The organism is Microvirga zambiensis WSM3693 (assembly GCF_016735695.1).
GTDB classification, from domain to species: domain Bacteria; phylum Pseudomonadota; class Alphaproteobacteria; order Rhizobiales; family Beijerinckiaceae; genus Microvirga; species Microvirga zambiensis.
This window is the reverse complement of record NZ_JAERQD010000054.1, coordinates 23,962-36,826: the sequence shown is the minus strand read 5'-3', so window position 1 is coordinate 36,826 and position 12,865 is coordinate 23,962. Positions and strand designations below refer to the sequence as shown.

The 12,865-nt window shown below is 63.4% G+C and carries 10 protein-coding genes; 2 read left to right on the top strand and 8 right to left on the bottom strand.

Annotated features, from left to right (window positions below; translation table 11 throughout):
• From JKL46_RS27410 to JKL46_RS27390, 5 genes are all read right to left on the bottom strand, one after another.
• Positions 1-620: GAF domain-containing protein (locus JKL46_RS27410; RefSeq protein WP_425493314.1), on the bottom strand; the 620-nt coding region annotated here is incomplete at its 3' end.
• Between the two features lie 89 nt (positions 621-709).
• Positions 710-1,081 carry a response regulator gene (locus JKL46_RS27405; protein ID WP_201839161.1) on the bottom strand — a complete coding sequence of 124 codons (372 nt, stop codon included), beginning with the start codon at positions 1,079-1,081 and terminating at the stop codon, positions 710-712.
• A 2-nt stretch (positions 1,082-1,083) separates the two neighbouring features.
• Positions 1,084-3,903, bottom strand: coding sequence for a PAS domain-containing protein (locus JKL46_RS27400; RefSeq protein ID WP_201839160.1), 2,820 nt, complete (start codon positions 3,901-3,903; stop codon positions 1,084-1,086).
• A gap of 538 nt (positions 3,904-4,441) precedes the next feature.
• Positions 4,442-5,752, bottom strand: coding sequence for an NRAMP family divalent metal transporter (locus JKL46_RS27395; RefSeq protein ID WP_201839154.1), 1,311 nt, complete (start codon positions 5,750-5,752; stop codon positions 4,442-4,444).
• A 454-nt stretch (positions 5,753-6,206) separates the two neighbouring features.
• Positions 6,207-7,400, bottom strand: coding sequence for a M14 family metallopeptidase (locus tag JKL46_RS27390; RefSeq protein ID WP_201839152.1), 1,194 nt, complete (start codon positions 7,398-7,400; stop codon positions 6,207-6,209).
• A 649-nt stretch (positions 7,401-8,049) separates the two neighbouring features.
• Between JKL46_RS27390 and JKL46_RS27385 the strand changes: the two genes are divergently transcribed.
• Complete coding sequence (locus JKL46_RS27385) at positions 8,050-8,682, top strand: tyrosine-type recombinase/integrase (RefSeq protein WP_201839150.1); 633 nt, start codon at positions 8,050-8,052, stop codon at positions 8,680-8,682.
• Positions 8,683-9,025: 343 nt separating this feature from the next.
• Here JKL46_RS27385 and JKL46_RS27380 read toward each other — a convergent pair whose 3' ends face one another.
• The 3 genes from JKL46_RS27380 to JKL46_RS27370 form a co-directional block, all read right to left on the bottom strand.
• Entirely contained in the window at positions 9,026-9,880 is an 855-nt protein-coding gene (locus JKL46_RS27380; RefSeq protein ID WP_201839143.1) for a universal stress protein, read from the bottom strand.
• A gap of 556 nt (positions 9,881-10,436) precedes the next feature.
• A complete protein-coding gene (locus tag JKL46_RS27375; protein ID WP_246529565.1) occupies positions 10,437-10,661 on the bottom strand; it encodes a hypothetical protein in 225 nt (74 codons plus the stop codon).
• 88 nt (positions 10,662-10,749) lie between these two features.
• Complete coding sequence (locus tag JKL46_RS27370) at positions 10,750-11,319, bottom strand: DUF1269 domain-containing protein (protein WP_201839139.1); 570 nt, start codon at positions 11,317-11,319, stop codon at positions 10,750-10,752.
• A 593-nt stretch (positions 11,320-11,912) separates the two neighbouring features.
• Between JKL46_RS27370 and JKL46_RS27365 the strand changes: the two genes are divergently transcribed.
• The gene (locus tag JKL46_RS27365) at positions 11,913-12,650 is read left to right on the top strand and encodes a CBS domain-containing protein (RefSeq protein WP_201839137.1); all 738 of its coding nucleotides are present in this window, start codon (positions 11,913-11,915) and stop codon (positions 12,648-12,650) included.
• Positions 12,651-12,865 lie beyond the last annotated feature (215 nt).

The window sequence follows — 12,865 nt, the reverse complement described above, 5'->3', positions numbered from 1 at the left end:
TTGCGTGCGTGCGCGAGGCGCAGTCCCTCCTCGCTGCGGCGGCGCTCCAGGGCAACCCCGAGCAGGTTGGCGAACCCTTGCATGAAGGCGAGGTCGGCCTCGGTGAACCGCCCCTCGATCGGGCTGTCGGCCTCCAGGAGGCCGTAGCGGCCCATGTCAGTGGCGATGGGCACGTTGATGGCGCGCCGGATGCCGTGCTCCGCCAGGATCCGTGGAGTGCGGAAACGGTCCTCGTCCCCGAGGTGGCTCGAGATCACGGGCTCTCCCGTGCGGAAGGCGTAGCCGGTGGGGCTTTCCGGGTCGGCACCCGTCGTGGACCCGATCGTGCCGGGCCTCCAGCCCACCCCGGCACGGACGATGAGCCGATCCTCGTCGGGCAGGTACTCCATGGCCTTGCAGTACCGGACATGCAGTCCCTGCGCACAGAGCCGAGTCGCCTCCTGGAGCAGGTCCATGAAATCCGGCGTCCGCAACGCGAGGACGCCGAAGCCTGCCAGCAGCTCCTGCTGGTGCAAGCGGTAGGCCAGTTCGTCGGCCGAGGTTCCCCCCTGCTCGGGGGAACGTCCCGGTGCGGCCTCCCGCTGCTCGTGGTTCATCGTGTCATCCGTATGCAATCGCAACCTGTTGTAACGCTCGAGGACGTTTCGGGTCCCATTGACGGCAATCCGCCCCCGGGGTGGCCGGCGCCCGCCCCGCCTTCAGGAGGATCTCAGGCTCTTCGCCCGAGCGCCTGCCCGATCGCTTGTTCCAGCGCCTCCGTGTTGAACGGCTGTTGCAGGGTCAGACGGGCGGCATAGCCCTCCTTGAGCCCGCCGCTGCCGTAGCCGGTCGCGAAGATGAACGGGATGCCCCGCTCCGCGAGCACGTCGGCTGCCGGGTAGGTCAGGACGCCGCCCAGGTTGAGGTCGAGGATCGCCAAGTCGATGGCCTCGTTCCCGGCGGCGGCAACCGCGTCCTCGAGGCGGGTGGCGACCCTGACCAGCTCATGTCCGAGATCCTCGAGCATGTCCTCGACCAGCATCGCGATCATCGTTTCGTCCTCGACAAGGAGGATGCGGCGGCCCGGGGTGTCGTCACTCATCGTCAGCCTTCCTTCGTACGGGTCGTGTCGGTTCCGGCCTGGCGGGACGAAACGGGTTCGCGTGTCACGCGCCGCAGCACCCGTGAGACGTCCTCGACGGCATAAGGCTTGTGCAGCAATTCGAATCCATGCCGCCCCTCCTCGGCCAGCACGTGGCTGTAGCCGGACGTAAGGACCACGGGTAAGGCGGGGAAGCGCTTCTGGACCTCCCGGCCCAACTCGACGCCGCTCATGCCGGGCATGACCACGTCCGAGAACACTACGTCGAAGCGCGCATGGTCGTCCGCCAGCAGCTTGAGGGCCTCGGCTGCGTTTGCGGCCCAGGTGGTCTCGTACCCGAGATCCTGGAGAAGCTGCGTCGAGAACCGACCAACCTCGATGTTGTCCTCGACCACCAGCACGCGGCACCCGCGGCCATTCTCGTAGGGGCCATCGCCATCGACGCGATCCGCTGCTCCGTCCAGTTCGACGCCTCGCTCGACCTTGGGCAGGTAGAGGGTGAAGGTCGTGCCCCTTCCAAGTTCGCTCTCGACGGCAACGTCGCCGCCGGACTGCTTGGCGAACCCATAGACTTGGCTCAGGCCCAGGCCCGTGCCCTTGCCGACCTCCTTGGTGGTGAAGAACGGCTCGAAGATTTGCCCGAGCTGATAGGCCGGAATGCCCGAGCCCGTATCGCCGATCGACACCGCCACGAACTTGCCGGGACTGCCCCCATGGCCGCGGATCGACGGCATCTCGGCCAGGGCGTCGACGCGCACCGTCAGGGTACCTTCCCCGTTCATGGCATCGCGGGCGTTCACTGCCATGTTCACGAGCGCCGTCTCGAACTGGACCACGTCCGCCTCCACGAGGCAGGGTTCGCAGGCAATGTCGGCCTCGATCCGAATACGGCTGCCCACGATGGTGCGCAGCATGTCGGTGACCGCCTGGATGCGGTTGGGCACATCAAAGACTTCCGGCTTAAGGGCCTGCCGGCGCGCGAAGGCCAGCAACTGCCCCGTGAGCTTGGCGGCACGATCCACCGTGTCGGTGATCGCATCGATGTAGCGGCGGCGGCGCTCCTCCGGCAGGTTGGGCCGGCGCAGGAACTCTACCGACGAGCGGATGATGGTGAGCAGGTTGTTGAAGTCGTGCGCCACGCCGCCCGTGAGCTGACCGACCGCCTCCAGCTTCTGCGACTGGCGCAGGGCTGCTTCCGTCTTTTCCCGTTCGGCGACGGCCTCCATGACCCGGGTTTCCAGTTCCTCGTTGAGGCGGCGCAAGGCAGCCTCAGCCTTCCGGCGGTCCGTGACGTCGAGCACGAACTCGACGACCTCATCGCCGACCTTGCGCGGAGCGAACAGGCCCCACCAGCGGGAGCCGTCCTTGCGGAAGTACTGCTTCTCGTACGGGGTAGCCTCGCCCAGGGTGGTGACCTGCTCCACCGCCCGCCAGGACTCCGGATGGAACTCCTCGGGGGTGAGCTCCTGCCACGTCAGGCCGATGGCCTCCTCACGGCTGAATCCCGTCATGCGCAGGAAGGCATCGTTCGCCTCCGTCAGCGCGAAGCCCTTGCCCCAGAACAGCACCCCGACCGTGCTGATGCCCAAGGCCGTCCGCAGGCGCTCCTCGCTCCGGCGCCGCGCCTCCTCGGCACGAATCCGTTCGCTGATGTCGCGATAGAAGGCGGCCACCCCGCCCGGCACCGGGTAGATCCGCAAGGCCAGCCAGACGTCGTGGTCGTCAGCCGGATTGACGTAACGGTGCTCGAGTTCCACCGGCACGCGTTCGGTCATGGCCCGTCGGTAGGCGGCCTCGACCGGGGTGCCGACCGAGCCGGGGAACGCTTCCCAGTGCATCTTGCCGAGAAGTTCGCTCGCGGGCCGGCCGTCGAGCCGCAGTCCCTCGGCGTTGATCTCGGTGACGTGGTAATCCTCGTTGAGGACGACGAATCCCTCGCTCATGGCGGCCAGCACGCTGGTATAGCGCGCGTTGCTGGCGTCAATGGCAGATCGGGCGAGGTGCGCCTCGGTGACGTCGTGGCCCTCGCAGAAGATGCCGGTGACCTGGCCGTCCTCGTCCCTCACGGGCTCATAGATGAAGTCGAGGAAGCGCTCCTCGGCCGCCGCCCCGGGCGAGCGCCGGAGACGGATCGGCAGGTGATGGGCGACGAAGCGCTCGCCCGACGTGTAGACTTGGTCGAGCCGCTCGAAGAAGCCTTGGCCCCCGAGTTCGGGGAATGCCTCCCGGACGGTCTTGCCGATGAAGTCACGGTCGCCGAACAGGCGTCTGTAGGCCTGGTTGACGAACTCGAAGCGGTGCCCTGGACTGGTCAGGACCGCCACGAAGCCGGGTGCCTGCTCGAACAGCCGCCGCTGGCGCCCGGTCTCGGCCGCCAGGCGCCGCTCGGCCATGACCTGGCCCGTGATCTCGGTGCAGGGGCAGAAGAAGCCGGCGATGGCCCCACCCTCATCCCGCACGGGTGTGTAGGAGAAGGAGAAGTGCGTCTCCTCCGGGTAGCCGCGCCGCTCCATCATGAGGGTGATGTCGTCCATGTGCACGGGTTTGCCCGCGTAGGCCTGCCCGACGATCGGCAGGAGGTCGGCGCGGATCTCGTGCCAGACCTCGATGAAGTCGCGCCCCAGGGCGGCCGGATGCTTGCGCACCAGGACCTCGGCATAGGCATCGTTGTAGAGCAATGTGCGGTCCGCGCCCCAGGCGATGAACATCGGCTGGTTGGATCCCAGCATGACCCCGACCAAGGACTTGAGACCGTACGGCCAGTCCTCCGGCGAGCCGAGCGGCGTCGCCGCCCAGTCATGGGCACGGATGAGTGCACCCATCTCGCCTCCGCCCGAGAGAAAATCCAGTCTGCTGTTGAGTCCAAGGCTGCCGTGCATCGCGTTCGGTCTCGTTGGTGCGCCTCATGACAACGGGTCATGGCCTGCCCCTCGCAAGGCCAGTCATGGCGTTTGGGATGACTTCGTAGGAAGGAACCGGGAGATAGGGACACTGCGGCCTGCCGTAAAGGCGGCAAGACGGTCCAGGCCCGCGATGGAAGCCACGTCACCGAGCCATCTCGCGGATTGCCAGGCGACTCGGGCGAAACCGCCGGCGGGCATTGGTGCGGTTCAGCCTACAGTCCGGACTTCGGCAGCCCCGGCACGCTGTACCTGACGAAATGCGCAATCCTGCCACCGCAGGCGGCGTCGGTTCAGGGCAAGCCGTGATCGCGAGAGGACGCCTTGCGGAGCTGGATGAGGTTGCAGTTCAAAATGGCCGGAAACTGATCCTCAGGGTCTCCGAACCGACTCGTGACCATTCAGTCTGACGCGACTGCCGGTTTCATCGACATATTCAGGAATACTTCTGTCCCAATGTCTAAAGCATGGTCGCGAGCATGGCGGCCGCGGCGAGCGCCATCACTGCGGTCGCGAGCCATCCCAGGCCCTTGAGCCAGCCGCTGACCGTGAATTGGCCCATCACCTGCTCCTTGGCTGACAGCAGCATCATGATCGCCATCACCGGCACGGCCACGACGCCATTGATCACCGCGCTCCAGAAGAGCGCCTTGATCGGGTCGAGCGGCGTGAAGTCGAGGGCCATGCCCAGCAGCGTCGCGATCACCACGGTGGCGTAGAACGCCTTGGCCTCCGAGGGCTGGCGAGCCAGCCCGACCGGCCATTTGCGTGCCTCGCCGATGGCATAGGCGGACGACCCGGCCAGCACCGGCACTGCCATGATCCCGGTCCCGACGATGCCGAACGCGAAGACGATCTCCGCGAGTGGTCCGGCTATGGGGCGCAAGGCTTCCGCGGCCTCGGCCGAGGTCGCAATGTCCGTGACGCCCTTGACGTTCAGGGTGGCTGCCGTGGTGATCATGATCGCCAGTGCGATCAGGTTTGAGATCCCCATTCCTGCCAGCGTATCCAGCTCGATCCGTTTAAGGGCAAACGGACCTTGGTCCGGGGCCCGAGTCAGGGGCCTGCGGCGGGGGATCTCGCGCACGTCCTCCGCCTCCTGGCTTGCCTGCCAGAAGAACAGGTAGGGACTGATCGTCGTGCCGAAGACCGCCACGATAGTGGTCAGATAATCCTTGTTCCAGGTGATGGCCGGCACCACGAGACGGGTCAGCGCCGCACCCCAGGACACCTTGACCATGAACAGAGTGGCCACATAGGCGAGCAGGACCAGGGCCAGCCACTTCAAGACCGCGACATAGCGTGTGTATTGGAGCAGGACCTGCATAGCGATGGCGATAGCCGCAAACAGCAGCACGTAGGCGAACTGCGGCCCTCCGATGACGAGCTGGGTCGCATCGGCCATCGCGCCGAGATCGGCCCCGATGTTGATGATGTTGGCGATCAGGAGCAGCAGGACGATGCTCTGAAGCAGCCAATCCGGATAGTGCTGGCGCAGGTTGCCGGCGAGGCCGCGCCCGGTCGTGCGGCCGACCCGCGCACTGATCATCTGGACCGCAGCCATCAACGGATAAGTGAGCAGGAGCGTCCAGGTCAGGGCATAGCCGAACTGGGCGCCTGCCTGGCTGTAGGTCGCGATCCCGCTCGGGTCGTCGTCGGAGGCGCCAGTGATCAGTCCCGGCCCCAGCACTTGCAGGAGGCGCGGCTTGCTCGGACCGACGACCGGACTCGGAGCGAACCGCTCGGGATCGTCGTCCACATACTGCGCCATTGGATGACCTACGCTCACACTAGCGGCTATCAACGCCCAATGGGTTTAATTGTTGCCCTGCCAAACCTGTGACACGGGATCTCGGCGGTAGTCGCATTACGCTCCTCTCCGTCCAAGCATCGAGATAGTGACCTGGAGGTCAGGGACGGTCTTTGAGGTTCACCGTATGAAGGTCCGCTCACCGCGCGAGTGCGGATATTCGATCTGCTTCCGCGTGGTGCCATGAACAGACCTTCCGGGATTTTGGGTTCATGGTCAATTTCGCGGAAGCCCATTCATGGAACGTGTTTTGAAACGTCCACGGCGTATTCGTGGCCGATCTAGCATTCTGTCACGCCTATTCAGTAAAAACGCCTCCCGCCAGTGCCGCGCGAGGCGAAATAGATTTCCTTCCAGTCCCAACAGGGGTGATGAGGTCACTCGGAAAAGAAGATGGTTTGCTCGCGCGTGTGAACTATTCGGGATAAACCTCGGCACTCCCCGGCGTCGCCTTGTTGAAAAGGATGAATACCAAGGGGTTGCCAGGCTCTGACATTGCATCGCTGCGCTGCCCTGTTATCTCTCCGGCCACGCCGCTTGTATACTCCGCAACCACTTCGCCGAAGCTATTGCGCTGGATGGCCACCTTCTGTCCGGCCACGACCTTGTCGTTGAGCTTGACCAGATGCTCGACGACCCCGCCCGCGGTGGCGAGGATCGGGAACGCACTGTTGCCGACAAAAACATTCACGTCCTTGCCCGTACGCCCCATTGGCCCGGCAAGGATGCCAAGATGCTTAAGGACGTTCATCGTGCCTTCCACGAACAGGGAACTCATCGTGAGATCAAGGACGCGCGCGGCTCCGATCTCTGGTGTAAAGGACGGGATGCCCACGTCCATAAACGCGTTATGCAGAACACCGGGATACACATGATTGTCGAAGATTTGGCCAACGGGGTAAAGCTCCACCATGGCCTTGACCTCGGGCACATCCATGCCGGCGATATTGAATGCCGTGACTTCGAATCCAGTTGTCCCGGTATGAAAGTCAATTGCAACGTCGGCGTTCGGCCGGAAGAGTCGGTTGAACAGGAGCCCGGCGTGTCGGCTGGGCGCGGTAGCGCCGTTCTCGTTCCCGGGCCACTCCCGATTCATATCGATCAGATCCATGCCCCTGCCCGCATTGGGCCATCTGCGCTGCATGCTTTCCATGGCTGGGCGGGACACGTCCGTCACCGCCATCACCGTGCCCGACATCGTCGCCGGTTCGAGCTGGTTCATCACAGTCTGGACCGTATGCACAGAACTCATTTCGTCGCCATGCACACCGCTGACCAGGACGGCGCGCTTGCCCGGCTTTGCTCCCTTTGCGACCGTCACAGACACATACCAATGCTGTCCGGTCGGCATCTCAACACCCTGGAAATACAAGAGGTGCTTCTGCCCGGGTTCCAGGTCGTTAACGTCGAGCGCGCTGACGACTTTCTTCCCGTCGATCACGTCGCCGGTGTAGGCCGTTCCCTGGGGCATTGCCGGAAGCGTGCTTGCAGACGAGGGCATCGTGCCCTGAGCGTTGGCAGCACTCGCCTTGGTGGCGAGGGCGGCCGAGGCGATGGCTGAGATCATGAAGTCCCGTCGATCAACGCCGTTACCTGGGTCTTCAGACATGGTGAGGGTCCTTCCAGGATGCCGAGGCAGCAAAGTCGAAACAGACACACACCCGTTTTATCACGACCACGAGTTTTGCGGGTTTATTATCCGTTGGCCCCGGCTACATCTCCTGCTTGGCAATGTAACTTGTTCCGCTGAGCGGGGTTATGGAATGTAGGACCGAATCGGAGAACAGATCCAGGAATGTCCAAGATGGACCCAGCCTGTGTGAAAACGCGAACCAGACCGATCAGGGCAAAATATTTGTACAAGTTCTGGCGTCTGCACCGAGGATTCCCCGGCCTAGCAAACCTTACGAGACATAAAGTTTCTTCATGGAGTGGCTCATCAGCGTTTTCACACAGCCTCGGTCGAGCCTGTGTGAAAACGCTGACGGGTCTCACTTAGCGCACTTTATGTCTCGCGACCCTCGTTAGACCGCAAAAATCACGTTGAAGCGGGATAAAATAGTACGAATAGTTCGCCGCGGTAAACCCGATTTGGGTTTTCACATAGGCTCGGTCACGAGCAGGAGGTTGATGCAAAGAATGGGACGTCGGGCTTACCTTGGGAAGCTGACGAAGACTTTAGGAGAAATGATCAGTCTGGGTTTTGTCGGCGGAACGGCCGAGGTTCATTGCGGGGGCTTCGCTTCAGGAGCACTGCAATGCAAGACAGGATCGCCGACCATCCCTGCCTAACTACTACACAATGGAACCAGGGCAAGCTGATCGGACCCAAACCGCCTCTGAAGGCCAAAGAAATCTGGTCCATTCGGGTCAGGCTCCAGGTTGCTCATCGCATTCGCGATCTGGCTCTGTTCAATCTGGCGCTCGACAGCAAGCTGCGCGCCTGCGATCTGGTCGCGCTCCGGGTCGACGATGTGGCACTCTCTGGGCGGATACGATCCCGGGCGACCGTGATGCAGCGGAAGACTGGTCGCCCTGTCCAGTTCGAGATTACTGAGCAGACCCGAGAGGCGGTAGGGCGCTGGCTAGAGAAGAAGGATCTGCACAAGGGTGAGCCGCTGTTTCCAAGCCGGATCAATCGAGCGAGGCCCATGACGACGCGCCAGTACGCCCGCCTGCTGGGATCGTGGCTTCGCGCGATCGGGCTCGACCCCCTCGCCTACGGCACCCATTCCCTGCGGCGCACCAAAGCGTCGATGATCTATCGCAGGACCGGCAATCGCCGAGCCGTTCAGCTTCTGCTGGGTCACACCAAGATCGAGAGTACCGTGCGCTATCTGGGCATTGACGTCGACGATGCACTTCTGATCGCGGAGCAGGTTGAGATTTGACCGCCTGAGGCGGCTCCCAGACGAGCCGCCTCAGAGCCTACTGCCCGATAGAGAGCAAGTTCCGGACCTGAGGCTTAAGCCGCCACAAGGCAAACGACCGGCGCGTGCCAAAACCGGTCGTTGAATTGACAGAGACAGCGGGTCACAAAGGATGGTCGCCAATGAGGTTCGACACTGTCGCTGACCGATGTGACTATCCTGCCGCCTACGGCGGACGCTCACAGCAGTTGACGCAGACCGATGTCGCTCGGTTTCCCGCGGCCTTGGAGGTGTTCTTGCCAACCCTGCTGGCGCCTCAATGACGGTCGATCAAACTATGGAGAATCTCGGGCATCCTTGAACCTTATCGAAGGGGCGGAACAGCGAGGATGTCGAGGTCGAGGGACCGCAAGACCTCCTCTGCCACGCTGCCCAGGAGCGCCTTGGCGATGCCCGAGCGGCCGTGCGTCCCCAGGATCAGGACATCGGGCTTCAGTTGCTCCACGGCCGTGGAAATCACCGCGCCCGGGGCACCCTCCTCGATGCGCATCGACCGTTCGTATTCGTCGAGCTCATTCGCGTCCAGGAACGCAGTCAGTTCGGTGGTAGCCCGTACACGCTCGTCGGTCACGTACCCGTCAATGGTGTCCTGGCTGAGGCCGGCATAGACCAACTTCCCTTTTGCTAGCGGCTCAAAAGCATGAACGATCGTAAGCCCGGCACCTGCGGGCAATCCCAAAGCCATGCCGGTTCTGACGGCATTCGCGGATGGTTCGGACATGTCAACGGCAGCTACGGCTGTCTGGTAGGGCTGATCCACCTCCCTGTTCACCATCAGGACCGGGAACGGACCCATGCGGATCACGCGCTCAATGGTCGTCCCTACAAAGATATCGCGCAGGAACTGCTTGCGGTGGCTTCCCATGACGACGAGGTCTGCCCCTGTCGACGCAGCGGCACGCAGGATCCCGTCGAACGGATCGCCCTCAACAACGAGGGCGCGCGACGGGAGCCCGCGCAATTCGGCCATCGCGCCGATCTGCTCGCCCAGAATCCGCTCGGCCTCGCGCCGTTCGAACGCGACTAGGTCCGGCGGCCGGTCATCGTCCACGACGTGCATGAGGGTGAGTTCGGCGCTACTGTCCCGCGCCAGCAGGCCGGCGCGCCGCAAGGCGCGTTGCGAGCGGGTCGAGAAGTCCGTTGCCGCGAGTATATGCATGGGTTCACCTCCTGTGAGTTCGGATGGCCTGGACCTTTCGTGCATGTCCATGACAAGGACGCCAAACGTGGTGTCCCGACGGTTTTCAGTGCCTCCACTCGGACCGTATTCCCCTCCAGAGGCTGAACGGCCGGAAGGCCACTATCACGAGGATGGGGGCGTCGGCCCTAGACCGCCTCCCTGAGGCCGCAGGCCAGAAGCGAGATAGAAGTATGCGGATCGCCGTCCGGATCAGGCCTGTCCAAATCGAGATCAGCGTCTACACAAGCGCGAAGGATGCTTTGATCGCGAGCACGACTATCAGGACGGCTACAATGAGAAGGATCCCGCGTAGGCCGAACAACAGATGCGCAGAGACGGTCCATCTGGTGCGCATGCGAGCCTCCATCATCGTTCAGGGTCGGGGATTTCTCCCGGCCTGTAGTTCCGCACCCCGCCAGAGGGCAGGATCATGAGCAGCGCCAGCCCCTGGAAATGAAGGAGGTACCGGGTTCAGCAGTTCCATGCCTCATCTCCCTGTTGCGATCATGAGACGGTGCCGGCGGCGTCCAACCGCTTATCGCCGGCCTCTGCGGCGAACCCAATGGCCAGACTCCCAGACCCAGCGCCCGCGGCGCCTGCTCCAGATCCAGCGGCCTGGCACCCAGACGAAACCGGGACGGGATCGTGGCCGCCGCTCCCGCCGTCGAGGCGGGGGTGGTCCTCCCGGACGGCTGGGCGGCGGCGGACGACGTTCGGGACGGGGCTGGGCGTCTGCTTCAGTCGATGCGACTGTGCCCATCGGGATGGCCACCGCCGCACCGACCAGCCAGTTGAGGAGGATCCGTCGTGTGATCATGTTGATCTCCTTTGCCGAATGGCGCGGGTCATCATGTCGGCCGGGCAGCCATCTCGCCCGCGGCTTCCATGCCCTCGACTGGGCTCGGCGGGTGAGCCTGCGACAGGGCAGCCTGGAGCTTCGCCTCCTGCTCCGGGGACAGCGAGGAACGGATCACGTGCCCCTTGAACCCCTTGAGCTCGGCGAGAACCTTTTCGGGCTGCGACTTGCGGACGAGCAGGAACAGGGCCGATGTGTCGGGCTTGAGCGTATCGCCGATTGACTTGATGAAGTCGTCGTTGATGCCATAGTCGATCATGTTCCCGGTCAGGGCACCCGAGCCTGCCCCCACGGCACCGCCGATGGCAAAGCCAGCGAGCGGGTTGAGGAACAGCAGACCGATGAGACTGCCCCATAGGGCGCCACGCAGGCCGCCCGTGGTGGCACCGAGGCTCACGAGGTTGACGCTCTGCTTGATGCGAACCGTGCCATCCTGGCTGCGGATGGCAACGACGGCATCCTCGAGATCGATCAGGTATTCCTTTTGCAGGCGCGTCAGTTCTGTCAGGACGCGGTCTGCCTCGGTCGGGTTGTCGAACCCGACGACCACCATTTCAGCCATGGACCGTACTCCTCAGGAAGCAGCGAGGTCCGTTTCCGGTACGCCACATGGATGTCGGCCGCAGGCTGCGGGGCGCTTGGGAAAACCTGGAGATTACAAGGGGAAACTCCTGAAGCCGCATCCGCAAATGACGGACGTTGCCTTACCCAGGCTCTGCACGCGAGGTGAGTGGCTCTCATTTGCCGCAGGGCAGGGAGAGCGGGGCCATTTCCGACCATGCCTCCACCATATATTCCGAGGTTATCATTCTTTACCTACTACGCTATCATGGCGAAAATTCGGACGGATCGCCTCGTTACGGAGCCATATTCGGTATCGGAACGATGGTTCGCAGATGCCGGAATGGTCAGCCGCTCGCTTGTGCGGCTCCGAAGCGGCTGCGGGACTTGGGTTACGCACGCGATTCCTGCCGTTGTCTTGCTTGGACGTCCTCCAGGGGAGCTGCCGGATCGGTTAAGCGGGAGTACAATGGCCCGATTGGAGAGGGGGGCTCTCCTATGCGCAAGCGCCACGATGTTGCCCACCCCATCAGGAATGAGGGGAGTCCCTAGGCCGCCGCCCGAGACACACATCCGTCTCATCAGGAGGGACCCATGATTGTTGAAGCTGTCATGACCACACCGGTGATCAGCGTCGAGCCATCCGCCACCGTCGCGGAAGCCGCAAAGCTCATGCTGGCTGATCGGATCAGCGGCCTTCCGGTCACGACGCGGGACGGCACGCTGGTCGGGATGATCAGCGAAGGCGACCTCCTGCGTAGAGGGGAGCTGGGCACCGAACGCAAGCGGTCCTCATGGCTGGAATTCCTCGTCGGTCCCGGCACACTGGCCGATGAATACGTCCGGACCCACGGCCGTAAGGTCGAGCAGGTAATGTCAGCGGATCCCGTGACGACGCGCCGGGATGCGCCGCTCGAGGAGGTCGTCACGGCGATGAGCCGTCACCGGATCAAGCGGCTGCCGGTGCTCGAGAGTGGCAAGGTGGTTGGGATCGTGGCACGCTCCGATGTCTTGCGAGCCCTGGCGCGAACCCTGGCGACAGACCTCCCCAATGCCGTCGCCGATGATCAGATCCAGGAGGCCGTGCTGGCGGAGTTGGACAAGCAGAAGTGGGGCAGCAAGTTCATCCGTGTGCATGTCGAGAACGGGGTGGTGACCTTGACCGGCGCGATCTTCGATGACCGCGAGGGGGAGGCTGCCAAGGTGGTGGCCGAGAATGTACCTGGGGTGAAGGCGGTGATTGATCAGATAGCGTGGATCGAGCCGTTCTCGGGAATGGTGGTCCTTCCCGAGGAGGTCGGGACGCACCAACAAGGGTCGGAAGACGACTGATCGGATTGGCGTAGACCTGGCGAAGAATGTCGTCCAGGTTTACGGATCTGATGCATCCGGAGCAATCCTGTTCCGTGAGAAGCTGCGGCGGAACAGGTTCTCGCCTTCTTAGCAGCTCTGCACGGTGCCCATGGCGGCCTGACTGAACCAGATCGCGCCACCTTTACGCCCCGGCGCACTATATCAGCGGATGGATTGAGGCGGCGGATGTCCGC